This window comes from Kribbella sp. NPDC048837 (genome assembly GCF_055586945.1).
In genome coordinates this window covers 707,159-730,987 of record NZ_JBVJHF010000002.1, presented here as the reverse complement: position 1 = coordinate 730,987, position 23,829 = coordinate 707,159, and the positions used below count along the sequence as shown (strand labels likewise).

The following is a 23,829-nucleotide window of genomic DNA, read 5'->3' as shown; positions in this document are numbered from 1 at the left end:
CGCGGGTAGGTCCGACGCCAGCCGACGTGCCTACCCGCATCGGGTGAGGCACTGACCAGACGCATCGCCAAGACTGAGGTCACTACCCGCTCCCGGTCGTCTGCCAACAACCTGGCCACGGCAACGCCCAGCCCATGCCAGCTCCGGTGTCCTCACCGAATCCCAGTTCGAGATACAGAAGGCAAGGCCTCAGCCGCCACGACCGGGCAGAGCGGCCGGTCAGCCTCGACCACCGACAGGACCAGTCATGATCCATACATCACTCGACGAACTCGGCCCCGTCGACTACGCAATCGTCGAGTTCTGGGCGGGAGCCTCCAACATCACCGGCGAGATCGCCAGGGACTTGGTGGCGCTGTCCGATGCCAGAACCCTCCGTGTCATCGACCGAATCGTCCTCTTCGAGAATGACAACGGCTCTGTCCATGAGATACCGCTCTCCGACCTCGACGATTTGGGCGAGCTACAGACCCACGAAGCAGAGCTCGCCGAACTGCTGGCCGAGGAGGACGTCGCGGACCTCGCTACCGCGGTAGGCCCCGGCAGTGCGGCCGGGGTCATCATCTGCGAGGACCTCTGGGACGCCTCGCTCGCAGGTGCGGACTGTGGCCGACGCATTCATCGCACGACTTGCATCACCAGACCCAAGGAAAGCTTTGCTCACGACGTGCTCGGGATCACCTGATGAGCAGGACCCAGATCCGCGTTACCGGCCGGGCAGACGCCCCTCTGCGAACGACGTGGTCGACGCTGGCTGACCAGACCGGCATGTCCACCTGGGCACACGCCACGGTCACCCTCGAGCAACTGGGCGACCCTCCACCAGACGGCGTCGGCGCGATTCGCGCTGCGACCCGTTGGCCGTTCCGAGTGCGCGAGCAGATCACCGATATTGATGCACCCAGGCGCCTCGGCTACCAGCTACTGTCGGGACTCCCGGTACGGGAGTATGTCGGCGAGACAGTCCTGACGGACCATGACGGCGGAACAGAGATCGCGTGGACGGTTTGGCTGACAACCCGGGTCCCGGGAACAGCCTTCGTCGTTCGTTCGGTCATCCGTGTCCTCGTGAAGGGCCTAGTATCAGCTTCCGAACGCAGAGCGCAGTCGGACAGACCTACCCTGTAACCGTGCTCCGTAAGCTGGGGCGACCCCGGCCACTCTCTACCGGAAGTCTCGTGAGTTGGTTTGTGGGCAGTGAGAGGCGGTCGGCGGCGATTTCGTGCCGCAAGTGGAGTCGCTGGTGACCGCGACTGAAACTCGCTCCTGGACAAAGACGAGTAACGGCCTGCGCGGGTCCGCCGTACATCGGACCTTCTCATTACGAGGAGGAAGGTCACCGTCACATCTGCCGTCTTCAGGCGTGATTCGTTGCAAGGAACCTATCTCCGGTGCCCGAATTGCTCATCCGTATCGGGCAGTTCGCTCCACGAATGGCTCCACGCCGCCGCTACAACTCGCCCGTCCGTCGCGGCTCCACAGGAGGCCGATGGGCCTATCAGCTGGCAATGTGTTGTGGGAGCGCGGTCTAGCGCTGGCTGTCCAAGAGCTCGGACAACCCGTAGGCCCTGGCGTCAGCGAGCTGGTCGATCACGTCAAGGCATCGGTTGCGGTCTGCGGCCGAGTCGCTCTGCTGGTATAGCCGAAAGATGACTCGGCTGAGGTCTTGGGCGATGCGGGCAGGTGCTGTCGCGATGTTGCCGATATCGATGCCGCCAGCCGCGGCGGCTCGTTCGCAGGCCTCGATGGTCGAGGGCGGCAGAACCTGCGACCTATCGGCGAGAGCATCGATCACTTCGAGGTAGCACTCGTCGAACGCCGGCGACGACAGGAGGATCTTGAGCAGGGCCTCCGCAGCGGGTTGCTCGGACGAGGCGAGTGCCGTCGCCGCGTTCGCTGCTTCCTTTCGGACTGCCGGCTCGGCATCGTTGAGAAGGGTTTCGACGATGTCGAGGTCGTCCAGGGGGCTCTCGGCCACGCGCCGGGCGGCGCCGTGCCGTGCGTCCGGCGAGAGAGCGGTAACTGCGGTTGGCAGCCCGGTCCCGAGAAAGTCGTGTAGCAGCGCAGATGCCCAGATCTCGCCGGCGACGTCGGCCGTGCCGACCGGTCCGTCAAGGGCTCGCAGCAGGTGCGGCGCGAACCTGTCCTGGGCTCGGATCAGGCAGTAGACCAACAGCCGGCCGACCGTGTGCGCCTGGAAGATCTCAGTGGGTACGTCCTGGAACAGCAAGTCAGCGATGTTGAGTGCCCTGTCGCGGTCATGGTTCAGCAGCGCAGCGATCGCCTCGGCGGCCATCGAGCGTGTGGCCAGTGACCCTGCTGAGGCCAATACCTCGAGGCTGGGCAACAGCCGCCCGACGTGCTCATCACTTGCGAACCACAGGGTCGCGATCGCCCGGGCAGATGTGCCCGGGATCGAGTTGATGCCCGCCGTAAGAATGGCATCGCCGGACGTGTACGGCCCTGGCTTCGAGTCTTCCTCACGCGCGCCCTGCTCGAGTAGCGCGAGGAGGCCCTGGTCAACGGCACCGCGAGCCTTGATCGCATCGTTGACACTGCGCAGCACCTCGGGACCGGCAACCTCGAACGCATGGACGCAAACCTGGGACAGGAGCCCCAAGTCCGCGGTCGGGGCGATGGCTGAAATGATCCTCAGGAGGTGCACCGCCGGCGCCGACGAGTCGAGCCGAAGGGCGAGGTTCGCGAACCGTTCCGGTTCCTCGGCGGCTCTGCGGCCGAGCTGGGATGCCAACTGATAGGCGCCACCTTCCATGTCGTGGCTGAGCAGCTCGGGGTACCGAGCGATCGCTGCGAGCCACTGGTCGTCGGTCAGCGCCTTCGAGTCCTCTTCCAGGATCGGCGAGCCGATCGGCCGTGCCATCGGGATCGGCTGCGGTTGGTGGATCTCGAGGTCGGCGTACTTCGTCTTAAGGTCTGCAATGCGTTGGGCGACCCGCGTAGAGCGGCGGTCGACTGGGATGGCCGTCAGCAGCTCGTACGATCCTCGTTCGCGCCACTCGCCGGGGTCTGGGTTGCTCCGAGCCCACGAGGGAAGCTCGTAGTCGATGAGCATCTGGTCCAGGGTGCCGAGCTGTTCGTCGGTGCAGGAGGTGGCGATGGCGGCGACGAGCTCTCTGCTCGCCCAGCGGGGGCTGCTGATGTAGCCAAGGTTGAGGTTCCCTGGGTCGACCGTGAGGAACGACAGTCCCTCGTCGCACCTACCCAGAACCTGATAGGTACGGCAGGCCAGCCACCTGAGCTCCTTAACGTTCGAGGTGGCAAGCGGGGACACAGTCGCGGATACCGAGTCCGGGTCGGAGACGGCCACCGCCCGCAGTGCCTTGTCCAGACCTGTGTAGAGAGACCCGGGCAGGCCGCCGCGGCCGCCGAGAGGCTGATTGGCCAGCCTTGGCGACTGGCTCAATCCTCCCGATTGGGATGGAACAGCGGTGTTCTGGATCATCTCAGTCATGGGTTCGAGCAGTTCGCCGAGGTACGCCTCAGGCGCGGACTCGGCGATCTCCTTCACGAGCTGGTCGCTACCCGGGCTGTGATCAGGGAGCAAGCCGGTTGTGAATGGATCTGGCTCGTTTGCAGCGGCGCTGCGCTCCACAGCCCGGCGCACGACGGCACCGATGAGTCGAGCCGCTGCAGCCGGATCGTCTGTGTGCAAGCCGTAGAGGTTGGTGAAGAGGTCAGCGTTTGACGTGGACGCATTAGGTGGCCCGCCGTCGAGGTCGCCGGATCCGATCACGTCGACCATGAGGCCCACCAGCGCAGGCGTGATGGGCCATTGCGCCATCAGGCGGAAGCGCTGCCTCCACTCGTCCGTCGTACCGACGTGCGGCCGGAGAAGCTCCGATACGCGGGCGCCGGCCTCTTTCGGCAGGTACATGAGCCACCGCATGACGACATCAGCCTTCTCGGAGTCGCGAAGGTACATCTCCACGCGGCCAGCAGCGTCTGCGGCCTCAAACCAGCCTGGCCAGGACAAGAGCGGTCGCACCCACGCGGCTGTGGCCGTGTCCGCACCAAATGCCACCGGCTCCAAGACGAGCCAGTCATCGGCATCAGGCAGGTGACGGGTGAGGACAGTGGCCACGACCGATTTGAGGTGGGGCCTGATCTGCTGACTCGTCAGTAGCTCGACCACGGTGCCTCGGAAGGCCACCGGGTCAGTGGCCTCCAGATACTCCAGCACCTGCCGCGTCTGGGCGCGGCGGAACAGTTCTGGCCTTCCTCGACCAGGAACGAATGCAGGGAACGGCCGCCAGCCACGAAGGTCGTGGCGAACTGGTAGTCGAAGTAAGTCTCGTGGAAGAACCGAACTTCTCTGTACGCGACGTCGAGCACTCCAGCAGACACCAACGCCCTGACGTCGTCCGGCGGGACCGAACCCAGAACCGAAACGGGAACCTGCAGTCTTTGACGCTTGCTCATGGCCTCGACGAGCAAGGACATGATCCGCGGCCAATCCAGCGACGGATGCTCGCGATGAAGCCTGGTCCAGACTTCATCGGTGTACTTCTCGTAAAGATCAGACAACGAGGAAAACGGGCTCACACGGGCTCCGGCCGGAATCTTCATGAAGACGGCCAGGTGCAGCGGGACACGGAGCAGTTCGATCGTTTCTGGAGACAACGCCCCAGCGTTGATGCCGGCGGCTTCGAGGGCCGTGCGCAGTCGCTCCGGGTCAAGGGGGGTGAGCTCCAGTTCCGCGCTGCGGGTGCCGTCCGTCAGTATCTGAGCGATCCGCCTGTCCTCGCGCAGGTCAACCGTCCGGACCGCCAGCACAACCTTGACGGCTGGGAACACCGCCACCTGATCGAGGACATCGCCGACTGCCTCGAAGGCAGCGGGCATGCGGCCACCGTACTGACTGACGGCGTCCAGCTGGTCGATCACTAGTACCGCGTGGAGCTGAGCATCCGAGCCGGCGGTCATACCACCGAGAAGCAGTGCAGGAGAGCGGCTAAGGTCGTTTGCTGCTCCAAGACCGATGGCCGAGCGTGCCTCAACCGCCTTGCCTTCCATGGACACCGCGGCGGCGAACCATCCTTGTTCGTGGTGGAGTTCGGCGAGCGCCTCGGCGACGACCTTCGACTTGCCCGACCCCGCACGGCCGTGTACGACGACGATCTGCGGACCATCCGGGTCCATCAGCAGGTCAAGCAGTCGCGGCCCATCTGGCGATTCGACCTGCAGCACTGTTCCATCGGGAGCGAGCGGCCGATCCCAAGCAGCCCGGCGAGATGCTCGCTTGACCGTTGCCTCGAGCTCGTCAAGGGCGCCTTTGTTCTGGCGGAGGAGGCTGACCGGGAAGCCTGCCTGAGACAGCGCCTGCCGCACAATTGGTCCGGTCAGATCCTGCTGGACCTGGCTATCGATCCACCCTCGCAGCCAGGTGACCGCCTGGAGAGGATCGCCGTCCAGCAGCGCATCGACCTTCACTTCCAATGTCTTCTGGAGCGAGGCGGGTGGATGATGCAGCACGGTGATCCTCGTGAGCATGGCCCATGCCGCAGCAGGATCGACGCCCCAGTTCGTCGCGATCTTGTCGAACAAGGCTGGGTCCTTGTCGTTACTCGGGACGATCACATCGAGGAACTCGGCGGAGTCGACCGCCTTACGTGCCCGGACGGTCAGCCGATCCAGGTCGTCCGCGGGTGAGGCAACGACGAGCTTGACTTGTTCGCCGTTCGCGAGGCGCAGTGCCACCGACGACAGAACCTTCTCGTTGATGAGCCTGGAGATGCTCCAGGTCTTCGACGAGGACTTGACCTGGTCACCTTCTGGCCCGCCGGACCCTTGGACAACGAACTCGATCCCGTCACCTTCCGGGCCTGGCGGCTCGATACGCAGGTTCGAGCCGTGGCCTTCCACAACCTCGCACAGCCGGAGAAGGGTCCAGAGCGCCTCATACCGGTTACCCCACTTGTCGGCGTCGCCGCCTGGTAACGCCGACATGGCTTTCGCTCACCTCCACCTGGCCTCGCCTGATCCGTCAAGTATGCCGCCGCTGGCTATGGTGCGGGCCGGCCGAGCACGCCGACAGCAGCGACACACCGTCACTGGCAACCTCGGCCCCCGAGCACCGCCCCCTACTCCCCGAATGTTTGAAGATAACAAGATCTGGCTCACCCAGACGGCTTTTGCCGCCGCGCATTAGGGCGGATTGGATCTGTCAGGTGACCGCCCAATCGCCAGCGCCGATGTGCCCGGCACTCCCGAACGTGCGCCGAGCCGCATTGACCTGCTGTCCCTGCCTTCACTCGCATCCAACTGAAGCATGGGACTGCTGCCCGGTAGCGATTCGGAGGCTAGTTGATTGTTGAGTCGGCCAGTTTGCGACGCAGCTTCGACGCGAGGCGCCATGCGTTGTGGTCGAGGTCGTAGGCACGGATGGCTGCGGCTAGGCCCGGGTGTATACCGAGTTCCTTCGCGAATGCGGCCACCTTGTCGCGCGTTTCGAGCTGGATCAGCTCTCCTAGCCGGCCCTGAAGCAAGATGGCCTTAGCAAAGTTGTTCGCCGCAGTTTCGCCGCCGTCCACGTCATCGGCTCCTTCGAGTTCAATGACGCTCTTCCGCCTCGGGTGCAAGATGATGTGGCCGGATTCGTGGAAGAAGCTGAACCAGAGGCTGTCCTCATACTTGCCGCGGTCTGTGAGCGCGATGATCGGCCGCTCGGGGCCTAGCCAACGCACCGCAGCCGACGCGCGAGTGCCCTCGACGCTCGGTGTGTAGACGACGGCGACACCGACTTCCGCGCAGCGCTGCTGAAGAATTGGGAACGACTCCACGAGAGGATGTGCGGTCAACGCCGGAAGTTCCTTGAGTAACGCCGAGAACGCCGACTTGTCATATGGCGCGACGGTGAGGTCGTCGGCCTTTCGTTCTGCGAGCCTGAGCCACACAGAGGTCGCATGTGGGTTCACGCTCCACTGTTGCGCCCGTCGGAAAGACAGCACCGTGTCGGCGTAAACCGTGTCGTATGCCTTGGGCTCGGCCACTCCGAGGAACTCGAGAAGTTCTTCGATCTGCGTCTCGATCGTTGCGCGCGTGGTGATGATGTGGTGCTGCAGCAGCACCTTGCGCGGGAATTCTTCGAACCATCCCCGATGCTCGGCGAGCCTGGCCCGGGCCTTGGTTCGTTGCTTGTTCGCCTGATTCACCGCGTCGACTTGGGTGAGGATCGCGGCTGGAATGCCGAGGGCGCGTTCCAGTCTCAAGGCTGTGTCGACGGATAACGGTACGGCGTCTTGGATGACTTGGTTGAGGTGCTTGGCCGAAACGCCGGCCCGCGCGGCGAGTTCGGCTTGACTGAAGCCGCGGGCGTTGATCTCAAACCGGATGAGTTCGCCGGGGGTGACGCCGTAGTCGTGCTCGAACGGCTGGGGTACTGCTGCCGGGTGTGCGGTGCGTGGGGTCATTAACTGGTCGCCTCTTTCAGTGACAGGCCGACCGCCAGGATGGCTACCGAGAACACAGCGCCGAGGCTGGCTTTGGTGTGGTCGACCGCTAGCTGAGTGCCTTGGTCGTCGACGGGACGCAGGACGACGCCGGTGATGTCGGTGCCGTAGTGGAAATCGGACGCGCCCGGGATCGTGAGTCTCGTCAGGCTGGTGCCGCGGAACGCCATCAGGTGGGCCATGGTCTCGGCGTACTTGATGACAGTCAGGGTGATCCGGAGGTCGTCCCTGACTCGGGCCTCCAGGCAGGTGAGCGAGGAGGGCCTGATGGCCTCGGCAACACCGTCACCGAGAGGAAGCACCCTCACGTCAGCCCACCTTTACCATTCTCGTAAAGCCATACGGCTATACTGATCTCGTAAAGACTACTCCGGTCGGCTGCCGACCGGTATCAGGCGCACAAGGTAGGAGACAGACCATGAGGGTCTACGTACATGACTCCGAGGGTAAGCGGGTAGTCGAGGCCGACGAGGACGCCTCGCTTCTCGAGGTGGCGGGCGTCGACGGTGGCGACGCCCGGATCTGGGCCGAGGACGCCGACGAGCCGTTGGCGATCGACGCGAAGGTGGAGGTGCTGGCCGACCGGGCCGTCGCGGCGGTTCACGTTGGCAAGGGCCAGATCACGGTGACCGTGACGTACAACGGTCAGGCCAAGTCCGACTCGTTTGGCCCGGGCACCAAGATCGACAAGGTGCTCGACTGGGCCGTCGGCACGGGCGGGTTCGACATCCCCGAGGGCGACCGGGACGACATGGTGCTGCGCGAGCACGGCAGCCCTAAGGACCTGGACCCGGACACGCACATCGGGACCCTGGCGGACGAGGGCGACACCCTTGCGCTCGACCTGGTCCCCGGCGAGCGGTTCGCCGGCTAGATCGGCACCGACGGGACGTGAAAAGCATGGAACCCGATGAGAGCGCCCTGGTCGATGACCTACAGTCGATCCGCTTCCTCGAGGCGGCGGACCGGGGCTACTGGCGGCTTGTGGCCCGGGACCGGACCACGGTGACCTTCGAGCTGACGGCCCGTACGGGCCGTCAGGTCGGCGTACGCCTCGACTGTGCCGGGTATCCGGCTGTCGCGCCGACCGGGCAGCTGTGGTCACTCAAGACCGACGAACCCCTGCCGATCTCTGAGTGGCCGACGGGCGGACGGGCGAGCCAGGTGTTCAACCCGAACTGGAGCCAACAGTTCGGCGGCGCGTTCTACTACCCGTACGACCGCCGTGCCTTAGAAGGCCACGACGGGTGGGCCAACGACCACACCGGCCACGTGTGGACGATCGACACGACCGTCGTCGACGCGCTCTACCTGCTGCGCGAGATTTTCCGCACGGCCACCGGGCCGACGTCGAGGGAACTCGCGGCGGAGGAGGCGTCGTGACCGCAGTCGGCGGCCAGGGCATCATCGGCACGGCGGTCGCCGCGGCGTCGTTCCAGATGTCGCGCCGCGGGTGGAAACGGCTCCTGGCCGAACTGGCCCAACGCGGCGGCGGCCTTCGGGAGTCCGGCGCGTTCCTTCTCGCAGACCGCGACGGCATCCAAGTACGGGCGGTCGCCTACTACGACGACCTCGACGCCCACTGCCTTACCGGCGGCATCAGCTTCGCCAGCAGCGGATTCACCGAACTGTGGCGCATCTGCGAACAGCAGGGACTCACTGTGGTCGCAGACGTCCACACCCACCCCGGCGAGTGGGTCATGCAGTCCAAGATCGACGCGACCAACCCGATGATCTCCCGCCGCGGACACGTCGCCATCATCGTGCCGAACTACGGACACGCCGAGTCCGTCGCCGAATGCGGCGTGCACATCTACCTCGGATCCCACAAATGGATCCAAGTCGCGCCCGAAGACCTCAGGGCGGTGGTAACCATCTACGGCATCTTCACCCGCGCCCAGACCGAACAGTGGAAGGCAGCGGGCGCTCGACGCTTTCGCCGGCTCCGCGGAGGCACGCCTTGAACACACACATCCCGAGCGCCGACGAGTTCTCCAGGCCCGCCAAGGCACTCGTCGACAGCGGCGCCGTAGCAACGTTCGGCGCCGCAAAAGCGCTGCTGGCAAAAAACCGCCCGCAGATCCTCGCTGGCCCCGATTGCACGACCATGGCGCATCAGGCGGCACTCCTCACCGCTGTCGAGACGACCAAGCGGACGTTTGGCGAAGTCGACGTCCACCTCCCGCCCGAGGTCGCAGAGACCGCGTGCACCATGCCCGGTCGCCACCACGCCACAGTTGCCGAGGTCGTCCGTGTGGCCGGCGGCCGCCTCGTGACGATCGAGGCGCTTGCCACCACCGTCCCCACCATCGTGATTGGCACGACATCTTGGATCGGTGACGTCACTCTGCAGGTGACCTGGGATCGCTGGTTCGCGTACGTCGACGTGAACGGTCGCCACCTGCCCGAGCGCGGCACCATGACCCTGTCCGCCGTCGCAGCGGCCGCAATGGCGGTGACCGAATGCTTCAAGCGGACACAAGACACACCTGAAGCCTGCCACCGGACCCGGTCGCTCAACCTCTGGCGACCCGACCAGGACCGCTACCCCGACGGCCCGACCCCGGCTGACGATGGCGTCGCCGGGCCGGATCTCCGGCACCTGCCCTCAGCTGTCTGGTTCGTCGGCCTCGGGCACCTCGGCCAGGCCTACGCGTGGTGCTGGACGCTCCTGCCGTATGCCGGCCCGGCCGACTGCGAGATCTACCTTCAGGACTTCGACAGGGTCAACCAGGCCAACCACACCACCGGCATGTTCGTCAGCGCCAGCGACGAAGGCGTCATGAAGACCCGTGTCGTCGCCGCCGCCCTCGAGCACGCCGGCTTCGCCACTCGCGTGATCGAGCGACGCCTACTGCCGGAGACTCGACGACAGGACGCCGAACCGGAGCTCGCGCTCATCGGTGTCGACAAGGTCGAACCCCGGCGCCTGATCAGCGACATCGGCTGGAAGTTTGCCATTGACGTCGGCCTCGGATCCGGGCCGATCGACTTCACCGCCATCAGCATCCACACTTTCCCCGCCCCGAGACACTCCAGGGACATCGCCGCCTGGCGGACGGACGGCTCACGTCGTCGGTCGGAGACGACCCAAGAACAGACGGCGTACCGAGACGCCCGCGCGGCCGGCGCAGACCCGTGCGGCCTCGTCCAGCTCGCCGACACCGCCGTTGCGGCGCCATTCGTAGGCGTCGTCGCGGCTTGCCTCGCGATCGCGGAACCTCTCCGGCTACTCCACGGCGAGCGCGTCAACACGAGCCTCACATTCGACAGCGGCCGCGTCGCGTCGCCCCGCTCGACCTCCGGAACGGCTAATCCGCGAATCGGATTCGCGCCGGCAGTCTCGGACGCTGCCGAGTGACCGCATGACCCACTCGGCGGAGACGCGGTCAGGCCGGGTGGGCGATTTGCCAGGTGTGGGAGGCTTTTTGGATGGCGTCGTACGGCGAGCCGAGCGACGGGGTGTACGACAGGGCGACGTCGGCGATGCCCCGACGTGCTCGGCACCCTGTGGCCAGCGCCAGCATCATTCGGTCGCCCAGCGGCGGCGTGTGTCGAACCAGCCGACATCCGGGAACCAAGCTAGGCACCTACCGATCGGGTAAAACCACGCCCAGACATGAGTGATCTCGGCGGGGAGCCGTGGTGGACTTGTGGGCAGGGCTTGGTGCTCCTCCCCGAGCGCGTAGTTGGCGGCCCATGGTGTGCTGAACGACTGGCCGACAAATGCGTGCCGCTCTTTGGCGCCGGTCGCGGCCAGCTTCCGCCGCACGTCGGTGCGCGCGGGATCAGCAAAATAATCCGCCAGCCAGTTGTGGAAGCCTTCCCAATCCAGCGTCGGCGCTCCTCCGGTACCTTCGGCGTACAGGAGGATCTTTCCAGCCCGGCCCTCGCCGGGCGGGCTGGATGCCAGCTCGACTACTCCCATCGTCGCGAGATTCCGCACGACGCCCAGGTCGTGATCTTCGAGTCGTTGCCGGTAGATCGCGTCGAAGAGATGGCCGGCATCCTCCAGCGCTAAGAGACGCTCCGGAAGGAGCCGGACCAGTCGATCCACGCTGGCGCGCTGATCGACGGTGACGTACCAGACCCGGTCGAGGGCAGGCGCGGGCACTTCTTGGTGGCGGCGCACCTTGGCTACAAGAGCTGAGTATGCCGGGTCGATATCAGTCACAACCTCCACGAAGCCTGCTTCCTTGTCCGCATAATCGATGCGGAGATCCACCGTCCCGGCCACCCTGTTGTCGTCCTGCAGAACGACCCGCGCACCAGTGAGCCGACAGACCACGCGCGCCGCGGCCAACTCGAAGTCGCCGAGATGGCTTCGCTGGCTGCGACTCCGCATGCCAGCAGGCCGATTGTCAACGGGATAGCGGAGGCGGTCGTCGATCACGGCAGGAAGATACCTCCCCGAGCCTGCAAATCGCGGCCCTGGAGGTTTTCAACGGTGCGCCAAGTCGTGACCTGGCTCGCCGTCAGGGCCCTTCTTCTCGAAGGGCCAGCGCCTCGTCGCTGAGCGGTCAGGGCTGTCCCGGCTTGGCGCCACGGGCTGCCGACATAGCCGTGCGGAGCCTCGACTTGACAGTCAGCGACTATCGCCTAGGCCACTAGAACATACTTTCGAATGTGTGGCATCCTGGGGGCATGGTCGGACGGTTCAATGTGCGCGAGGGCTCGGGCGATGAGGACTGGTCGGTCTGGGACAACGCGGCGAACGGCAGCCGTGGAGCAGGCCTGTCCGAACAGGCCGCGCACCGACTCGCCGCGGACCTTGAGTTGCAGTACGACGTGTACGGGCCACGGTCACCGGACCATGTCCGGCGCGTCGACCCGCCCGTGGCGGTGGAGAAGGCCTGGCAGCCGGCCGGCTTCCTGGACGCCTGGATCTTCGAGCAAGGAACCTGGCTAGGGCGGGTCAAGGGAAGAGATGACAGGGTCTCCTGGATTCCGCAGGCCGAGCTGCGCCGGGCCGAGCAGTTCTGATGGCCGCGGCCGACCGTGGACCGGTCATCCGGTTGCAGGGCGGTCCCAGCGACAAGTGGCAGTACTACGAGCAGGATTTTCTCGAATGCATCCGTGCCGCCCAGCGGATGCATCGCACCGTCGGCGACCCGGCCGGCTGGCCACTGTCCTACGAGCGGCCGGTATCTGGTCTCAACTGGGTGTGGCGGGAGGGGAAGAACTGTCACCCGAACCCGCTCGACTGACCCGGCTCGTCAGCGCGGCGTACCGCCGCGGCGCTGGAGCGTCCGGGCGACCACGCGATCGCGCCGCGCCCGTCTCGCGCGGCGGATCATCTCGATCCGCTCGGGGTCGAACCACCACTGCCTGTCCTGAAAGACGGCCGGCAGTTTCTCCTCCGCGGCCAGTTGGGTCACGTAGATGGCGGTGAGCCCCAATCGTTCGGCGGTCTGTTTGGTGTTGAAGTAGCCGGGTGGGCCGATGGGGCGCCGAATCAGCGGTTGCGGTTTCGCGGCCGTGATGGCGGCGAGGTCGGCCGGGTAGACCATCGACTTCGTGCCAGGGACGAGTCGCAGGTGGCCGTCGGCGAGGAGCTCGAGGGCCGCCCTGAGCGATCGGCCCAGCCGGTGGGCGGCGTGTTTCAGCGGGATCGGTTCGCCCTTGTCGCGCAGCGCCTCGACGTCCGACAGCAGCAGCGGGCGGCCGTTGTTCGCAGCGCCGTGCCGGGGAAGCCAGCCGAGCGCGATGAACCGGTGGACCTGCGCGGGTCTCTTGCCCAGGACAACGGCCGCTTGCGCGATAGAGATTCGGGGGTCGTTGACCATCCGGGGCTGCCCGAGCAGTGGATCGACGGGGGGCTCGCCCGGTTCTTCGTCCTGATCGGCCGCCATGCACCAAGCCTCACACGAACAGGGTGCTGAGCTCAGTGGTCCAGCGTGTTCAGGCGGTGTTGCTCGGTGTCGCGGCGTTTGCGGATGGCCGCGGCGTTGCGGGCGGCCTAGCGGAAGGCGCGTTGCAGTCGCGGGAGTTGTTTGCGGGCGTCGCGGAGGGCTTGGCGGGTCTCCTCGAGTTGGTCGTTGAGCCGGTCGAGATCGGCTTGCAGGTCGGCGAGCCGGTGCTGGTGGGCGTCGAGGAGCTGCTCGGCCTGGTCGCGTTCGGTCTCGGCGGCGGCGTAGTCGGCCTCGGCCGCGCCGAGGCGTTTCTGCTGGGCGGCGCGGCGTTGTGCGAGGGTCCGGTCGACCTTTTGCCGCGCGGCGGTGGGTGCGGCGGCCCGCTTCGCAGGCTTCGGCACCGGGGCCTTGGGCACAGGCTGGGTGCGTCTCACGACGCGGGGCCGGATCGGGGCGAGCTGGGCCGGGTCGCCGTTCTCGTCGACGACGCCGAAGCCGACGTGGCGGAGCGCGCTGGTCAGCTGTCCGGTCCGCAGGAGTTGGGCGGCACCGGGGTCGACGAGGGCGGCGTCGAGGTTTCGTCAGCCGCTCCGCGGTCTGCGCGGTGACCCGTCGGCCGCCGGCGGCTTGCTGGGTCGCGCCGTGGACGAGGTGGCCGACCAGGTCGTGGCGCTGCCGAGTGAGCTCGCGCCGCCTGGCGCTGTCGGCGGTCAGGTAGGTCTGGCGCAGCTGCTCCCCCAGCTCGGTCAGGGCGTGAATGCCGTCCGGGTCGGCCCGGACGAGCTGGTTGGCGAGCCAGGCAGCGACCGTGGGTTTGCGCAGGGCAACGATCGCGGCCGCGGCAGGCTCGTCGCCCCGGACGCGGACCGCCTTCGCGAGCTGGTTGCGGGCCGCGACGAACTGCTCGGGTGGCAGCCCGTACAGCTCGACAACCGCCGAGTCGATCTCCACGCGTCCACGATCCACGGCCGATCAGCCGCCGCCAACCTCGCCCGTCAGCGTGGGCAGGTCCTCGGGTCGCAGGTCGGGGCGCAGCCGCACGTAGCGCATCCCGTGACGGGCCTGTCCGGCCTGGGTCGCGGCGTCGGCGGTGACCTCGGCCACGACGGTCGGTTCGACCTTGACCAGCGGCTTCTTCGAGTCGGGGCCGCCCCACCGGTAGGAGGTAATCTCGTCCGGCCACGGATGACCGGACGCTACGGGCGTCAGCTCGGCGGCGAGCTGGGCCGACTGTTCGGGTTTGAGCGCAACGGTGCGCCCGACAACCACCAGCTCACCGTCGGCGGTGTAGAGGCCGGCGATGACGACCTCGGGGAGGGTGATCGAGCCGAGGACCCCACCGACGATGACCTCTCGGGTCTCGCGGTGCTTGACCTTCACCCAGGCGTCGCGGCGGCCCGGGGTGTAGCGCGTGGCCGCGCCTTTGACGACTAGTCCTTCCACGCCCATCGCGGCGGGCAGCACCTCGAACCACTCGGTCGCCTCATCCACGTCGCGGTGACCGGGGTCAGCTGCAGCGGCGGCACCCAGCCGCGCGCCAGCTGCTCGAGCCGCTGCCGGCGCACCGTCCACGGCTGGGTCCGCAGGTCGACCCCGCCTGCGGCGAGCAGGTCGAACGCGGCAAAGGAGGCTGGTAGCTCGGCGGCCTTTGCGCGGGCCTTGGCGGGGCCGGTGACGAGGCGCTGCTGGAGTGCGTCGAAGCTCAGCCGGCCGTCCGCGCCGAGGATGACCAGCTCACCGTCGAGCACCACGCCGACCGGCATCTGCCGGGTCGCGGCGGTGACGATGTCGGGAAACCGGTCGCTGATGTCGTGGCGGTTGCGGGTCCACAGCCGCGCCTGGTCACCGCTGCGGACGATCGCAATGCGACTAGTTGACTGAACTCTTCCGAGCACCAGTTGGTGCTACAGGTGGTGTCGGGAGAGGGTGTGGCGTGCTAGTCGCTGAGCCGGGTCGTGTGGCCGAGTTCGCCTCGGGTCTGCGGTGGCGGGTGTTGTTCCCCGAGCTGGAGCATCCGGCGGCGTCGGGGTATCTGCGAGAGCTGGCGGCATCGGATTGCAGTCCGGCGACGTTGCGCAGCTACGCCTTCGATCTGCTGCGCTGGTTTCGGTTCTTGCACCGCCAGTACACGCCGTGGGAGCGGGCGGAGCGGCTGGATGTGCGGTCGTTCGTCGAGTGGTTGCAGCAGGCCCCGAATCCGCAGCGGATACGCCGCCGGCCCGACGCGCCGTCGCCGGGCTCGGTGAACCCGGTCACCGGCAAACCGGTGCTCGCAGCGAAGTACGCCACTCGCACGATCAATCACCAGCTGAGTGTGCTGTTCGGCTTCTACGAGTGGGCGTGCTTGACCGATGGAGGGCCGCTCGTGAACCCGGTGCCGGCGCAACGGGGACGTGGTGGGGAGCGGTTGTACGCGCACCACAATCCGATGGAGAACTTCGTGGTGCACCGCCGGGCGACGTATCGGCAGAAGACACCGCGGCCGGTGTGGCGGGCCATCCCCGACGATGCGGCCGACGCGCTGTTCGCCGCGTTGCGCAGTCACCGTGACCGCGCGCTGGTGTCTTTCTGGCTGTCGAGCGGTGCTCGTGCAACCGAGCTGCTGGGCCTGAATCACGACGGCGACGTGGACGCGGGCGCGAACACGATCACGGTCGTCAGCAAGGGCAGCCGCCTGCGGGAGACGATTCCGGCCAGTGTCGACTCGTTCGTCTGGCTCGCCCTCTACCTGAGCGAACAGCGACCCCCGATCACACCGGGCGGGCCGGTGTGGTGGACCCGGCAGGGCACGCCGCGCCCGCTGACGTATCACGCCGCCCGGGCGGTGCTCCAGCGCGCGAACGCGGCGCTGGGCTCGAACTGGACTCTGCACGATCTTCGGCACACCGCCGCGGCGCGGATGCTGTCGGATCCGACCTTCACGTTGTTTGATGTGCAGACGATCCTGCGGCACGCGAGCGTGAACACGACCCAGATCTACGCCCAGCCGCGCCTGGAGGAACTCGTCGGCAAGGTCCTCGAGCACTACGCCCGTCCCCGATCCGCAGGCCCGGTGATCGAGCCGGCCTACGACGCCGATGCCGTCCTGGAACTGCTGGGGATCGGCACGTGAGCGGCCAGAGCACCGACGACAAGGCGATGTCGGAGTCGCGGCGGCGCGCGAACCAGACCCGCTGGGCTACAGGGCCGTCGACCAAGCTCTTGTCACCGAACAGCGTCGTGCCCGATCCTCGCATCGACGCCTCCGGCAGGCTCGTGAAGACTCGCGCCTACGACCTCGGCTCTGTGCCGCCACCGACACCAGTCGGCGCCGCCGGCCATCTGGTGCAGAGGCTGGACCGGGACGCGGCCCTCGAGTTCGTGCTGGACCGCCTCGGCGACTCGTTTCGGATCAAGCCCGTGCGACCGGCGATCCGCAGGATCCTGGACTGGCTGGAGCAGTTCCCCGGCGCAACCTGGGAGGAGCGTTGGCTGTCCAGCGGCGCGGACGCCGCACCGCGGGCCTGGCGAGCCTCGGTGGCGGGGCCGGACGAAGCGCTTCAGCGCAAGATCGGCTACGCGGCGAACGCGTTGATGGCCGGCCGCGTGCTGCGCCCGTCCTACGGGTGGCAACTGGCATCGAAGGCCGGTGCACATCTGCCAGCCAAGATGCTGACGGTGAACGACCCGGACAACGCCGCGAGGCTGCGGGCACTGCCGGCCTACCGTGACGCGTTGCTGCGGCACCAGTTCGATGCCGAGGGCTGCTTGTCGCGGGTGATGATCCGGACTGGGAGGCGCCTGGACCAATTCGAAGGCGAGCAGCTCCTGCACTACGCCGACGTCGTGAAGACGTCCGGGCGGCATCGCCGCGAGCATCTGGCATGGGAGCTGATGGTCGCCCTGGGCCCGTTCGCGGGGGAACCGGCGACGCTGCGGGCGGCGTGGTCGGCGAAGGGGAATACCCGTCAGCACTCGGCGGCCACGCTCGTCGACCGGTACGGCATCCCGCCGTCTGGCGTGCGAGACGTCCTGGTCGACTACTTCAGCGAGATCAAGTCCGGGATGGACTATGGGTCACTGCAGGGCCTGGCCTACCGGATTGCGCGGCTGTTCTGGTGGGAGGTGTTGCAGATCAACCCTGCTCAGAAGGATCTGCGACTGGATCCGGCCACAGCCGCGACGTGGCGCGAACGGCTGGCGATCACCACCGATGGCTGCCACGGCGCGAGATCCACTCGACGCTGTTCGCAGTCCGCGGCTTCTACCGGGATCTGGCGGAGTGGTCGCACGACGAACCAGTCCGGTGGGGCACCTGGGTCGCGCCGTGTCCGGTGGCTCGCCGCGAGTCGAGGCTGGCCTCGAAGGTGCGGCGCCAGCAGAGGTCCCGCACCCAAGGCCGCACGCGGATGCTGATGCCGCTGCTGCCCGCGCTCGTCGCCGAGGCGGCACGGCGCAAGGACTGGGCCGAACGGCTCCACGCCGCGACACTCGCCGCCGGGCCAGGCGAGGTCTTCGTCGTCGACGGGGCGACGTTTCGCCGGACGAATCCGCGGGCGCGGCCACTGCGCGACGTCGCCAGCGAATTGCGCGCCGAGCTTGTCTCGCCGGCACCAGAAGGGCCGGTGATCCGGCTGCAGTACGGCGTCGTCAACGTCACCCAGGCCGGAGCCGACGCGTTCTGGGCGTGGGCGATCGTGGAGACGCTCCGCCACACCGGCGTCCGGATCGAGGAGATGCTCGAGCTGACCCAACTGTCGCTGCGCCACTACACCTCGGAGACCACCGGGACGCTGGTGCCGCTGCTGCACATCGTGCCCAGCAAAACCGACGCCGAGCGGCTGATTCCCATGAGCCCGGAACTGGTCACGGCGCTGCTGGCGGTGCAGCGCCGTGCGAAGGCCGGCGGCACGCATGTGCCGCTGTCGGTGCGCTACGACCCCCACGAGCGGCTGCACGGCGAACCGTTCCCGCACCTGTTCGCCCGCCGAATCGGCACCCGCCAAGAGGTCATCTCCTACGCTGTCGTGCGGCGGTTGCTGGGCGAGCTCGCCGTTGACGCTGGTCTGACCGATGCCGGCCAGCCGATCAGGTTCACCCCGCACGACTTCCGGCGGCTGTTCACCACCGAGATGGTGTCCAGCGGGCTGCCGCTGCACATCGCCGCGTCACTCCTGGGCCACCTGAATCTGGACACCACCCGCGGCTACACCGCTGTGTTCCCCGACGAGGTGATCGCCGCGCACCAGTTCTTCATCGAACGCCGCCGCAGGCTGCGCCCGTCCGGGGAGATGCGGTCGGCATCCGGGGAGGAGCGGGCCGAGTTCGAGCAGCACTTCCTGCTGCGCAAGGTCGCGCTCGGCGACTGCCACCGGCCGTACGGCACGCCATGCGTTCACGAGCACGCCTGCAGCCGGTGCCGATTCCTGCGCGTCGACCCCGCCCAGCTGCCGCGCATAGAGGAGATGACCTGCAACGCCGAAGCCCGCCTGGCCGAGGCCCAGGACCGGGCCTGGCTCGGTGAGGTCGCGGCGCTGGAGGAATCGCTGAAGCACCTGCGTCAACGACGAGCCGAGGCCGCGAACCGGTTGGCCGTCGACCGGCCTGGATGAACCAGGCGTCGCCCGGGCCGGGGATCAGATCGGTACCCGCGGTGGGCCGTGCGATACCGATGCCTGAGCGCAGAGCGCAGCCGCGTCCCCGGCGGACGTCTCATTGGGGACACGGTGGTCGGCTACCTGCCGGTCGCGCTGCTGCTCGGAACGTCCTCAGACTCCCGCGTGCCGCACCCTGCCTGTGCTGGACACACGTCGCCGGGATCGCCTCGAACAATCCCGGGTGATTAGGACGATCGCGGCCGCGGGATGGTTCTCATGCCGGGTCGGGTTGGCGACGGTAGCGGTAGGAGTTGTGTTCGGCGATGGTGCCGTCGGGGTTGGTGATGATGTGGTCGACGCCGTACCACTGCGCCACCGTGGCGCCCTGGCTGACCTGGCGTTGCCTGCCGCCGCCGGCGGCGAAGGGTTCGGTGGTGTTGCGCCAGCGGGTCTTCCAGATGCCGTTCTCGCAGTAGGTTTCGATGTCGTCAATTGCCATGGCGGTCGCCTCCCAGGTGTCGGCTGGCATCGCCGGCCTCCTCGGTGCTGGTGTGGCGTGACGGCTCCCAGTGGACTGGTCCCACCCGGATCGCCGGTTCGGCCCGGATCGGGACGGAGGTCTGCGGCGCGGCTGTGCGGGTCTGCGCTGTGGCCGCGCCGTTCGTTTTTGCTGGTCTGGCCCGGGCGCGGTCGTAGGCGGCTCGGCGGATCGGGTCGCGCAGGGTGGCATAGGCAGTGAGGAGTTCCTGCAGCTGCTGGTCGGCGTGAGCGTCGGCCGCCGATGACGTGCGGGTGTCGGGGTGGAGTTGGCGGACGAGGCCGCGGAAGGCGTGGTCGAGGTCGTCGTCGCTGGCTTCGACGGTCACACCGAGCATCGCGTACGGGTCGGTGAGTGGCGCGTTCATGGCTGCTCTCCACAGGGAGCGGCGTACGGCGGGGTCGGCAGGCACCATGTGGCTGTTCGCTGAATGGTTCGGTCGGTCATCGCACTCACCACCTCCGCGCGGCTGGACCTCACGAGGTCGGATCCTGGGTCAGGGATGGACCGGGGTGATGCGGCGGCCCGCACCGAGCTTCGTCCTAGGAAGGACAGGCGGCAGAATGGGTCGTTGCCGCTGGGTCGAGAGTGTGACTGGCGGGCGGCCGCATCACCGGGTCAGGGGTTTTGTCGATTGTCGGGCTGTGCTCACCTCCCTTCCCGGCACGCCGGAGGTCGGGTCAGGTGCGTCAGTCGCTCCGGTGCCGCGGAGGGCCTCGCTCACGGCCGTGAGGCTGTCGCCGCGGCACCGGACCGAGCTGGATGCCGGGCCGGCGCGGCCACCTCGATGGTGGCCGCGCGGCCCAGGCGCCGTCGGGTGGGCAGAGTTTGTCGGGGGGTGGCTCGCACGGCGATTCCCAGCAGGCGGCGATCAGTGCGTCGAACTCGGCCCGCACCAGCTCGTCGTCGCCGAGCACGAGGTCCACGAAGACCTCAGTCTCGTCGACTGTCCGCTGTCGGGTCGCAGTCATCGATCTCACCCCATCGACAACTTTCTCGTCGTTCCTCAGCCGGGTGGCGTTTCCTTGGTCGGCGTCGTTGGTTGCTGGGTCAGGCGTCGATCTGCTTGCGATCGCCGCCGACGTTCGCGATCTCGATCTTGCGCGGCTTGGCCTGCTCGGCAATCGGGATCTTCAGCGTCAGTACGCCGGCCTCGTAGCCGGCCTCGATCCGGTCGGCGTCCAGAGTGTCGCCCAGGAACAACTGCCGGGAGAACACCCCGAGCGGCCGTTCGGAGACCTGCAGCTCCACGCCCTCACCGGTCTCAAGCGGCCGGCGTTCAGCCTTCACTGTGAGCACGTTGCGTTCCACGTCCAACTCGATCGCGTCCGGCGAAACACCGGGCAGGTCGAACGCCACCACGTACTGGTCGCCTTGCCGGTGGGCGTCCATCGGCATCGGCGTCGGCCGAGACCACGTGCCCGGCGTCTGGCTCCCGAAGAACTGCTGCGCGAACCGGTCCAACTCCCGGAACGGATCAGTGCGCATCAACATCGTCCCTACACCTCCTCTAGGTCGTCATCCATGGGTGGTGTCAACACGCACTTCCGATATACCATGTCATCGAAACGATGACAAGTATAAAAAGTCGTCCAATCGCTGACGTGTTGGCCTTGAGGATGAGAGAGGTGACGGATGGCAGCCGATGAGACGACAGACGGCGCGCCGACTTCTGCCTCGGCCGCGTTCGCCGCCGTGGAGCAGACGATCAGCCGGCTCGCGCCACCAGTCGGCGACCGTCGCCGGGCGCGACCGGGAACCCTCAGCCCGATGGATGTTCTCGTTGCGCTGGCCGAGCTGCGGGTTGTGCAGGATCAGCTCGCGGCCTGGGAGCCGCTGCTCATCGGCGCGGCCCGCGACCGCGGCGCGAGCTGGGCCGCGATCGCGCCCGCGCTCGGAGTGGCTAGCCGGCAGGCCGCCGAACGCCGCTACCTGCGACTCAACCCGCACGCCACAGACCCCGAAGGAATGACCGGCGAGCAACGAGTCCAGGCAGCCCGCGACCGCCGCGCCGGCGAGCGCGCGGTCACCCAGTGGGCACGGGACAACGCGGCAAAGCTGCGCCGGCTGGCGGCACAGATCACCGCGCTGGACGACCTCGACCCCGCCAGCCAGGAGAGCGTCGACCGGGTCCTCCACGCACTCGGCGACAACGACACCGCAACCCTGCTCGCGCCCCTAGCCGATGCCGGCGCACAGCTCGAGGACACCCACCCGAAACTCGCCGGCCAAGTCGCCGACATCAACACGACCACTGACCAGCTACGAACCGAAAACACGACCAGAACGCCATAAACAGAACGACACGACCGGCGCGGTCGCTCACTCGACTACAAGCCGCCCTGGCTTACCGCGGCTGCCACCTGCAACACGGCCGCAAGGGGGTGGCGGTGATGATGGGCTGGCTCGCGGCCGCGTCGGGAAGGGGACGACAGTGGCAGGCGACCGCCGGCGGCCGGAGCCGGTTCAAGTGTTGATCGGCGGCCGATGGCTGACCGCCAGGGCGCACTCCGTCCGCGAAAGCCGCCACGGCCGACAGATACTGATCGACTGCTACGGGCGGCTGGTCTGGGTCAACTCGACACGGATCCGTCGCCTCGCAGATCCAAACGACGCTGTGACGAGAGGTGAGGAGGATGGCCCTTCCTAGTCGTCGACGCGGCAACCATCAAGCCACTGAGCCGGTGCGATGGCTGCCGACCGATCCATTCGCGAGCCTCGAGGAAATCTGGCAACGAATGGACCAGATGATGCGAACGTTCCCTACGACGGCCGACCGAACCGGATGGCCACCACTTCTGGTGGACATCGAAGAGACCGACGACGCCTACATCGTCGGGATCGACCTGCCCGGCGCCGCCCCCGACGACATCACCCTGGAATGGAAAGACCGCGAGCTGACCGTGCACGGCGAGATAAAGCAGCGCGAACACACCGGCTTGGTGCGCCAGCAGACCCGCCGCGTCGGGCAGCTCCATCACACCGTCACGCTGCCCGGCGGGATCATCGGTGAACAGATCACAGCAACACTCCACGACGGCGTACTCATGATCCGCGCCCCGAAGGCCGAAAAGTCCAAGACACACAGGATTCACATCGGCACCGGAAAGCCCAGGGACTGAACCCGCGACAGCATCTCGCGGGGCCGCCCGGAACGTTGCAACGTCCATCCGAAACGGCAGTTGCGCACTATCCGCTGCTTGACAGGTTCAGTGAAGAAACCCGTCCCATTTCAGCTCGAACCTCGAACCGCCCGGCATGTTCCTGGGCCCGGGCAGATGTTCCTCGGCCCGGGCCAGCGCCAGCCCGACCGGCCCCAGTAGCTCGGGCGCCAGCTTGCCCACTTCGCCAGTGTTGCCCTAGGCAAGCGCCTGGCGCCAGACCGCGAGCCCCGGATCAGGTACCGGGTGATCTCAGCTGAATACCTGAACGGCATACGAGCCACCCAGAACCACAGCGAGGCCGCCCAAAAGCAGCCGCAGCGCGGTCTCGGGCAGCCGAGGCTGCAGAAGGGGCGCCCAGATAGCCGCCTGCCAGGCCACCGAACCCGCAGGCAAGCCCGAGCGACCAGACCGGCGCCCGAACTGGTCGGAGCCAGCAGCGAATAGGTGACCGCGCCCACGACCGAGGTCAGGAACGTCGACGCAAGTGCCGCTGGGGCGACCTTGGCCACCGGCACGCCGCGGCCCACCAAGATCGGGCCCAGCAGTGACCCGCCGCCGATGCCATAGATCCCACCGACCACTCCCACCACCACCGCCAACGCGGTCACCGCCCTAGGTGACGGCTCGGCCGGTGACCGAGCGGTCGCCGGCCACAGGGTTCGTGCGCACAGCCACCCGCCCAGCGGCAAGAGCAGCCCGGCGACCAGCAGCCGGAACACGCCTGGACCGGGGAGCGCGAAGACCCGGATGACCGCGCCGATCACCACCCCCGGCAACGTCCCGAAGACCAGCCGCCTGGTCAACGGCCCTCCCAACGCGCCGCGGCGGCGATACCGCAGTAGCGCGCCAGGGCCGGCGACAACGTTGAACAACAGGTTCGTCGGCGTCACCGCGGGACTGGGAACACCCAGGACACTGAGCTGGACCGGCAGCAGGAAAACCGCGCCCGATACGCCAACCGGCGCCGTCACCACGGCGATCAAGAGTCCAGCCGCGAACCCGACCAGCCCCGTCGACCAGGCCACTACCGGCTCCCCGTCATCACCGGCCCAGTATCGAAGCCGCGATCACGCCGAACTGAGCCCGTCCACCTGCTGGCATCGGTTGACAAGTCCAGTCGCCCAAAGCGTCCCTCTCGCGCGCTGCACGTGTCGATCTGAAGGACTACCGTTCGTCAGATCCACAGGTGAGCCACCCACCACGCGTTCACCGCCACCGAGTGGAAGGAAC

General features: G+C 67.3%; 27 protein-coding genes and 1 pseudogene. 13 read left to right on the top strand and 15 right to left on the bottom strand.

Annotation, left to right across the window (positions count from 1 at the left end):
* Nucleotides 1–247: 247 nt before the first annotated feature.
* Together ACZ6O0_RS11400 and ACZ6O0_RS11395 are read left to right on the top strand one after the other, a co-directional pair.
* The gene (locus ACZ6O0_RS11400; protein WP_465764738.1) at nucleotides 248–685 is read left to right on the top strand and encodes a hypothetical protein; all 438 of its coding nucleotides are present in this window, start codon (nucleotides 248–250) and stop codon (nucleotides 683–685) included.
* Entirely contained in the window at nucleotides 685–1,128 is a 444-nt protein-coding gene (locus ACZ6O0_RS11395) for an SRPBCC family protein (RefSeq protein WP_465764737.1), read from the top strand. The genes ACZ6O0_RS11400 and ACZ6O0_RS11395 overlap by 1 nt, the downstream gene beginning before the upstream one ends.
* A 400-nt stretch (nucleotides 1,129–1,528) precedes the next feature.
* Here ACZ6O0_RS11395 and ACZ6O0_RS11390 read toward each other — a convergent pair whose 3' ends face one another.
* The 4 genes from ACZ6O0_RS11390 to ACZ6O0_RS11375 all read right to left on the bottom strand — a co-directional run bounded on the left by ACZ6O0_RS11390 (nucleotide 1,529) and on the right by ACZ6O0_RS11375 (nucleotide 7,777).
* The gene (locus tag ACZ6O0_RS11390) at nucleotides 1,529–4,201 is read right to left on the bottom strand and encodes a hypothetical protein (RefSeq protein ID WP_465764736.1); all 2,673 of its coding nucleotides are present in this window, start codon (nucleotides 4,199–4,201) and stop codon (nucleotides 1,529–1,531) included.
* The gene (locus ACZ6O0_RS11385) at nucleotides 4,138–5,967 is read right to left on the bottom strand and encodes an nSTAND1 domain-containing NTPase (RefSeq protein ID WP_465764735.1); all 1,830 of its coding nucleotides are present in this window, start codon (nucleotides 5,965–5,967) and stop codon (nucleotides 4,138–4,140) included. The genes ACZ6O0_RS11390 and ACZ6O0_RS11385 overlap by 64 nt, the downstream gene beginning before the upstream one ends.
* A 353-nt stretch (nucleotides 5,968–6,320) precedes the next feature.
* A complete protein-coding gene (locus tag ACZ6O0_RS11380; protein WP_465764734.1) occupies nucleotides 6,321–7,430 on the bottom strand; it encodes a helix-turn-helix domain-containing protein in 1,110 nt (369 codons plus the stop codon).
* Nucleotides 7,430–7,777, bottom strand: a complete 348-nt coding sequence (locus ACZ6O0_RS11375) for a hypothetical protein (protein WP_465764733.1) — start codon at nucleotides 7,775–7,777, stop codon at nucleotides 7,430–7,432. The genes ACZ6O0_RS11380 and ACZ6O0_RS11375 overlap by 1 nt, the downstream gene beginning before the upstream one ends.
* A gap of 110 nt (nucleotides 7,778–7,887) precedes the next feature.
* On the opposite strand from ACZ6O0_RS11375, the gene ACZ6O0_RS11370 reads away from it, so the two are divergent.
* From ACZ6O0_RS11370 to ACZ6O0_RS11355, 4 genes are read left to right on the top strand one after another with little or no spacing between them, the layout of a single operon-like run.
* The gene (locus ACZ6O0_RS11370; protein WP_465764732.1) at nucleotides 7,888–8,343 is read left to right on the top strand and encodes a hypothetical protein; all 456 of its coding nucleotides are present in this window, start codon (nucleotides 7,888–7,890) and stop codon (nucleotides 8,341–8,343) included.
* Nucleotides 8,344–8,369: 26 nt separating this feature from the next.
* Nucleotides 8,370–8,852 carry a DUF7665 family protein gene (locus ACZ6O0_RS11365; RefSeq protein WP_465764731.1) on the top strand — a complete coding sequence of 161 codons (483 nt, stop codon included), beginning with the start codon at nucleotides 8,370–8,372 and terminating at the stop codon, nucleotides 8,850–8,852.
* A complete protein-coding gene (locus ACZ6O0_RS11360; protein WP_465764730.1) occupies nucleotides 8,849–9,433 on the top strand; it encodes a hypothetical protein in 585 nt (194 codons plus the stop codon). Before ACZ6O0_RS11365 ends, ACZ6O0_RS11360 begins: the two co-directional genes overlap by 4 nt.
* Entirely contained in the window at nucleotides 9,379–10,830 is a 1,452-nt protein-coding gene (locus ACZ6O0_RS11355) for a hypothetical protein (RefSeq protein ID WP_465764729.1), read from the top strand. Before ACZ6O0_RS11360 ends, ACZ6O0_RS11355 begins: the two co-directional genes overlap by 55 nt.
* 165 nt (nucleotides 10,831–10,995) lie before the next feature.
* Here the strand turns inward: ACZ6O0_RS11355 and ACZ6O0_RS11350 are convergent, their stop codons facing one another.
* Nucleotides 10,996–11,862 (bottom strand): hypothetical protein, encoded by an 867-nt coding sequence (locus tag ACZ6O0_RS11350; protein ID WP_465764728.1) that lies wholly within the window; start codon nucleotides 11,860–11,862, stop codon nucleotides 10,996–10,998.
* Nucleotides 11,863–12,113: 251 nt separating this feature from the next.
* On the opposite strand from ACZ6O0_RS11350, the gene ACZ6O0_RS11345 reads away from it, so the two are divergent.
* Both ACZ6O0_RS11345 and ACZ6O0_RS11340 read left to right on the top strand, forming a co-directional pair.
* Nucleotides 12,114–12,452 (top strand): hypothetical protein, encoded by a 339-nt coding sequence (locus ACZ6O0_RS11345; protein WP_465764727.1) that lies wholly within the window; start codon nucleotides 12,114–12,116, stop codon nucleotides 12,450–12,452.
* On the top strand, nucleotides 12,452–12,676 hold the full coding sequence (locus ACZ6O0_RS11340) for a hypothetical protein (RefSeq protein ID WP_465764726.1): 225 nt from the start codon (nucleotides 12,452–12,454) through the stop codon (nucleotides 12,674–12,676). The genes ACZ6O0_RS11345 and ACZ6O0_RS11340 overlap by 1 nt, the downstream gene beginning before the upstream one ends.
* A 9-nt stretch (nucleotides 12,677–12,685) precedes the next feature.
* Here ACZ6O0_RS11340 and ACZ6O0_RS11335 read toward each other — a convergent pair whose 3' ends face one another.
* From ACZ6O0_RS11335 to ACZ6O0_RS11320, 4 genes are all read right to left on the bottom strand, one after another.
* The gene (locus ACZ6O0_RS11335) at nucleotides 12,686–13,321 is read right to left on the bottom strand and encodes a hypothetical protein (RefSeq protein ID WP_465764725.1); all 636 of its coding nucleotides are present in this window, start codon (nucleotides 13,319–13,321) and stop codon (nucleotides 12,686–12,688) included.
* A 107-nt stretch (nucleotides 13,322–13,428) separates the two neighbouring features.
* Complete coding sequence (locus ACZ6O0_RS11330) at nucleotides 13,429–13,722, bottom strand: hypothetical protein (RefSeq protein WP_465764724.1); 294 nt, start codon at nucleotides 13,720–13,722, stop codon at nucleotides 13,429–13,431.
* A 571-nt stretch (nucleotides 13,723–14,293) separates the two neighbouring features.
* On the bottom strand, nucleotides 14,294–14,812 hold the full coding sequence (locus ACZ6O0_RS11325; RefSeq protein ID WP_465764723.1) for an ATP dependent DNA ligase: 519 nt from the start codon (nucleotides 14,810–14,812) through the stop codon (nucleotides 14,294–14,296).
* Nucleotides 14,752–15,216 (bottom strand): ATP-dependent DNA ligase, encoded by a 465-nt coding sequence (locus ACZ6O0_RS11320; RefSeq protein WP_465764722.1) that lies wholly within the window; start codon nucleotides 15,214–15,216, stop codon nucleotides 14,752–14,754. The genes ACZ6O0_RS11325 and ACZ6O0_RS11320 overlap by 61 nt, the downstream gene beginning before the upstream one ends.
* A 38-nt stretch (nucleotides 15,217–15,254) precedes the next feature.
* On the opposite strand from ACZ6O0_RS11320, the gene ACZ6O0_RS11315 reads away from it, so the two are divergent.
* Genes ACZ6O0_RS11315 through ACZ6O0_RS11305 form a run of 3 tightly spaced genes read left to right on the top strand, consistent with a single transcriptional unit; the run spans nucleotide 15,255 to nucleotide 18,912 of the window.
* The gene (locus ACZ6O0_RS11315) at nucleotides 15,255–16,433 is read left to right on the top strand and encodes a tyrosine-type recombinase/integrase (RefSeq protein ID WP_465764721.1); all 1,179 of its coding nucleotides are present in this window, start codon (nucleotides 15,255–15,257) and stop codon (nucleotides 16,431–16,433) included.
* Nucleotides 16,430–17,716, top strand: coding sequence for a hypothetical protein (locus ACZ6O0_RS11310; RefSeq protein WP_465764720.1), 1,287 nt, complete (start codon nucleotides 16,430–16,432; stop codon nucleotides 17,714–17,716). The genes ACZ6O0_RS11315 and ACZ6O0_RS11310 overlap by 4 nt, the downstream gene beginning before the upstream one ends.
* Nucleotides 17,710–18,912, top strand: coding sequence for a tyrosine-type recombinase/integrase (locus ACZ6O0_RS11305; RefSeq protein ID WP_465764719.1), 1,203 nt, complete (start codon nucleotides 17,710–17,712; stop codon nucleotides 18,910–18,912). Before ACZ6O0_RS11310 ends, ACZ6O0_RS11305 begins: the two co-directional genes overlap by 7 nt.
* Before the next feature lie 259 nt (nucleotides 18,913–19,171).
* Here ACZ6O0_RS11305 and ACZ6O0_RS11300 read toward each other — a convergent pair whose 3' ends face one another.
* From ACZ6O0_RS11300 to ACZ6O0_RS11285, 4 genes are all read right to left on the bottom strand, one after another.
* Nucleotides 19,172–19,426, bottom strand: coding sequence for a hypothetical protein (locus tag ACZ6O0_RS11300; RefSeq protein WP_465764718.1), 255 nt, complete (start codon nucleotides 19,424–19,426; stop codon nucleotides 19,172–19,174).
* Nucleotides 19,386–19,802, bottom strand: a complete 417-nt coding sequence (locus tag ACZ6O0_RS11295) for a J domain-containing protein (RefSeq protein WP_465764717.1) — start codon at nucleotides 19,800–19,802, stop codon at nucleotides 19,386–19,388. The genes ACZ6O0_RS11300 and ACZ6O0_RS11295 overlap by 41 nt, the downstream gene beginning before the upstream one ends.
* 322 nt (nucleotides 19,803–20,124) lie before the next feature.
* Nucleotides 20,125–20,406, bottom strand: a complete 282-nt coding sequence (locus ACZ6O0_RS11290) for a hypothetical protein (RefSeq protein ID WP_465764716.1) — start codon at nucleotides 20,404–20,406, stop codon at nucleotides 20,125–20,127.
* Between the two features lie 79 nt (nucleotides 20,407–20,485).
* Complete coding sequence (locus tag ACZ6O0_RS11285) at nucleotides 20,486–20,923, bottom strand: Hsp20/alpha crystallin family protein (RefSeq protein WP_465764715.1); 438 nt, start codon at nucleotides 20,921–20,923, stop codon at nucleotides 20,486–20,488.
* Nucleotides 20,924–21,070: 147 nt separating this feature from the next.
* Between ACZ6O0_RS11285 and ACZ6O0_RS11280 the strand changes: the two genes are divergently transcribed.
* Together ACZ6O0_RS11280 and ACZ6O0_RS11275 are read left to right on the top strand one after the other, a co-directional pair.
* A complete protein-coding gene (locus ACZ6O0_RS11280; RefSeq protein ID WP_465764714.1) occupies nucleotides 21,071–21,730 on the top strand; it encodes a hypothetical protein in 660 nt (219 codons plus the stop codon).
* A gap of 341 nt (nucleotides 21,731–22,071) precedes the next feature.
* Nucleotides 22,072–22,557 carry an Hsp20/alpha crystallin family protein gene (locus ACZ6O0_RS11275; protein ID WP_465764713.1) on the top strand — a complete coding sequence of 162 codons (486 nt, stop codon included), beginning with the start codon at nucleotides 22,072–22,074 and terminating at the stop codon, nucleotides 22,555–22,557.
* 87 nt (nucleotides 22,558–22,644) lie between these two features.
* Here the strand turns inward: ACZ6O0_RS11275 and ACZ6O0_RS11270 are convergent, their stop codons facing one another.
* Together ACZ6O0_RS11270 and ACZ6O0_RS11265 are read right to left on the bottom strand one after the other, a co-directional pair.
* Nucleotides 22,645–22,779, bottom strand: a complete 135-nt coding sequence (locus ACZ6O0_RS11270; protein ID WP_465765601.1) for a hypothetical protein — start codon at nucleotides 22,777–22,779, stop codon at nucleotides 22,645–22,647.
* 260 nt (nucleotides 22,780–23,039) lie between these two features.
* Nucleotides 23,040–23,624: pseudogene (locus ACZ6O0_RS11265) on the bottom strand (TSUP family transporter); the annotation flags it as partial.
* Nucleotides 23,625–23,829: the final 205 nt, after the last annotated feature.

Coding starts and splice junctions, on each gene's coding strand:
- ACZ6O0_RS11400 (WP_465764738.1), top strand. CDS start 248: ATGATCCATACATCACTCGACGAACTCGGCCCCGTCGACTACGCAATC.
- ACZ6O0_RS11395 (WP_465764737.1), top strand. CDS start 685: ATGAGCAGGACCCAGATCCGCGTTACCGGCCGGGCAGACGCCCCTCTG.
- ACZ6O0_RS11385 (WP_465764735.1), bottom strand. CDS start 5,967: ATGTCGGCGTTACCAGGCGGCGACGCCGACAAGTGGGGTAACCGGTAT.
- ACZ6O0_RS11380 (WP_465764734.1), bottom strand. CDS start 7,430: ATGACCCCACGCACCGCACACCCGGCAGCAGTACCCCAGCCGTTCGAG.
- ACZ6O0_RS11370 (WP_465764732.1), top strand. CDS start 7,888: ATGAGGGTCTACGTACATGACTCCGAGGGTAAGCGGGTAGTCGAGGCC.
- ACZ6O0_RS11365 (WP_465764731.1), top strand. CDS start 8,370: ATGGAACCCGATGAGAGCGCCCTGGTCGATGACCTACAGTCGATCCGC.
- ACZ6O0_RS11345 (WP_465764727.1), top strand. CDS start 12,114: ATGGTCGGACGGTTCAATGTGCGCGAGGGCTCGGGCGATGAGGACTGG.
- ACZ6O0_RS11340 (WP_465764726.1), top strand. CDS start 12,452: ATGGCCGCGGCCGACCGTGGACCGGTCATCCGGTTGCAGGGCGGTCCC.
- ACZ6O0_RS11335 (WP_465764725.1), bottom strand. CDS start 13,321: ATGGCGGCCGATCAGGACGAAGAACCGGGCGAGCCCCCCGTCGATCCA.
- ACZ6O0_RS11305 (WP_465764719.1), top strand. CDS start 17,710: ATGCTGATGCCGCTGCTGCCCGCGCTCGTCGCCGAGGCGGCACGGCGC.
- ACZ6O0_RS11300 (WP_465764718.1), bottom strand. CDS start 19,426: ATGCCAGCCGACACCTGGGAGGCGACCGCCATGGCAATTGACGACATC.
- ACZ6O0_RS11295 (WP_465764717.1), bottom strand. CDS start 19,802: ATGAACGCGCCACTCACCGACCCGTACGCGATGCTCGGTGTGACCGTC.
- ACZ6O0_RS11290 (WP_465764716.1), bottom strand. CDS start 20,406: ATGACTGCGACCCGACAGCGGACAGTCGACGAGACTGAGGTCTTCGTG.
- ACZ6O0_RS11285 (WP_465764715.1), bottom strand. CDS start 20,923: ATGCGCACTGATCCGTTCCGGGAGTTGGACCGGTTCGCGCAGCAGTTC.
- ACZ6O0_RS11280 (WP_465764714.1), top strand. CDS start 21,071: ATGGCAGCCGATGAGACGACAGACGGCGCGCCGACTTCTGCCTCGGCC.
- ACZ6O0_RS11275 (WP_465764713.1), top strand. CDS start 22,072: ATGGCCCTTCCTAGTCGTCGACGCGGCAACCATCAAGCCACTGAGCCG.